The organism is Geobacillus sp. ZGt-1 (assembly GCF_001026865.1).
Classification (GTDB): Bacteria; Bacillota; Bacilli; order Bacillales; family Anoxybacillaceae; genus Geobacillus; species Geobacillus thermoleovorans.
Genome location: NZ_LDPD01000144.1, coordinates 1 through 1,920 on the forward strand (window position 1 = coordinate 1; position 1,920 = coordinate 1,920).

Consider the following 1,920-nt stretch of genomic DNA (forward strand, 5'->3'; position numbering starts at 1 on the left):
CCCGCCGCTTTGGCCGCCGCGACGAGCGGCGGGGCGTCTGGGCCGGCGCCGAAAATGACGAGGCGCGGTTTCGGCCAAAAATGTTGGATGTAAAACGCGCCGTCATCTGTTTCCTGCACCCCGTTCCGGCCGCGGAAAAACGGGGTGCCATGCAGCGCGTTGAGCCATTCCGGCCTCGGCGGTGAAACATAGCCGCCGAAGCGTTCCCCTGTTTCGCTTTGGAAAAACGGCGGTTCCTTAGGATGAGCGATGCTTCGCGCCATCAGCACATGTTCGCCGCGGTCAAGGCGCTGTTTCAACGTAAGCCAATCCGGTTTCGTCTCGTTTGTGACCGGCTCAAGCCAAACATGGATGACGCCGTCGCATCCGCTTCCTTGCCCCCACCCTCCGTCATCTTCTGCGCGCAAGTCAAACGATAGGGCCGCCGCCTGCCGGCTTGACAGCACTTCGATCGCATGCGCAGCCACCGCTTCTTCGAGGCATCCGCCGCTTAATAAGCCGGTTGTCTTTCCGTCTGCTCCGATCCACATCCATGTTCCTTCCTTTTGGTAGGCCGAGCCTTCCACGTCAATCGTGATGGCGAATACACCATCGTTCGGCGCGGCGGCCATGGCATTGAGCGCGGCATAGTAGCTTTCCATGCTTATCCTCCTTCCGCATGGCGCCAAAGGCGGCTAAGCTGTTGAAAACGCGGCGTGACGATCAATAAACTTTCATAATGGCCGTAAGCGGCAGCCACCGTCGGCACGAGCCGCATCAGCGCGTACGTGAGCGCTTGAAGCGGCACGCTCGGGTGGAACCGACCGACCGCTTTGAGCATCTCGTTCGTTTCTGCCATGGCTTCGGCCGTGCGAAACAGCACGCTTAGATGATATTTTGCTTCGTTTCGTTCAAGCGGTCCGCTAAGAAGGGTGGAGACGTGTTCGCTGAGTTCTTCGGCCAATGCGGCGAGCCGTTGAAAAAGCGGATAGGTATACCGATGTTCTTGCACGTATGGGCGCAGCTGTTGCTGGATCGTTTCATTGGCCGCTTGAATGTCGCTGAGCAGACCGCTTATCTCTTTTCGATTGTCCCATTGTTCATTCATCGCGATCCTGTTCTCTCCCTAACCATTTTTCGACTTTGCAAACGCCGTTTTTAAAATGCGGCTGTTTTGACACTTGATCCCACGTATCGAGTGTCAGCTCGTTTGCCGCTTCCTGCTCAAGCAGTGATCCGTAGTGAAACGGAAGAAACACCATGCCCGGCAGCACGGAGTCGGTGAGGCGAGCGCGAACGATCACTTCACCGCGGCGGCTTGAGACGCGCACCCAGTCGCCCATTTGGATCTGCAAGCGGGCGGCGTCGTCCGGATGAATTTCCGCATACCCTTCCGGAGCCGACAGCTGCAAAAGCGGAGCCCGCCCGGTTTTCGTCCGCGTATGCCAATGGAAGACGTTGCGCCCGGTATTCAGCCAAAACGGGTATTCCCGATCCGGCCATTCGAGCGGCGGCGACCAGTCGATCCCGTACAAAATGGCGCGTCCGTTGGCGCCGATGGCGGCGAACTCTTCGCGCGTCCGCGCCCGTCCTGTCCGCATGTCGCGACCGTATGACTCAGCCTCATCGACAGCCGTCGGAAACACGTTGTCGGTGTACAGCCGTTTTTTTCCTTCGGGATATTGTTCGTTGCACGGCCACTGAATGCCCCCAAGCCGTTCGATTTTTTCATAGGTCATGCCCGACATGTCGCACGGACGACCTTTTGAGACGAGGCGCCATTCGTTAAATGCCTCCTCGGGTGTGCGGTAGGTGATGAGAGGACGCCTGCTTCGGTCGCGAAACCCCATGCGCCGGGAAAATTCGATCAGCAGCTCCAAGTCGGACGGCAAGCCGAACGGCGGGTCGACCGCCTTGCGAAGCACGTTGACGCGCCGCTCC

Annotated in this window: 3 protein-coding genes; all 3 read right to left on the bottom strand. The window is 58.8% G+C overall.

Annotated features, from left to right (window positions below; translation table 11 throughout):
• Positions 1 to 641, bottom strand: a 641-nt coding sequence (locus tag VU18_RS16160) for an XdhC family protein (protein WP_047758533.1), incomplete at its 3' end; no start/stop codon positions are given.
• 2 nt (positions 642 to 643) lie between these two features.
• Complete coding sequence (locus VU18_RS16165) at positions 644 to 1,087, bottom strand: hypothetical protein (RefSeq protein ID WP_014194861.1); 444 nt, start codon at positions 1,085 to 1,087, stop codon at positions 644 to 646.
• The coding region (locus tag VU18_RS16170; protein WP_047758534.1) for a molybdopterin oxidoreductase family protein at positions 1,080 to 1,920 on the bottom strand (841 nt) is incomplete at its 5' end. The genes VU18_RS16165 and VU18_RS16170, both read right to left, overlap by 8 nt.

Coding starts and splice junctions, on each gene's coding strand:
- VU18_RS16165 (WP_014194861.1), bottom strand. CDS start 1,087: ATGAATGAACAATGGGACAATCGAAAAGAGATAAGCGGTCTGCTCAGC.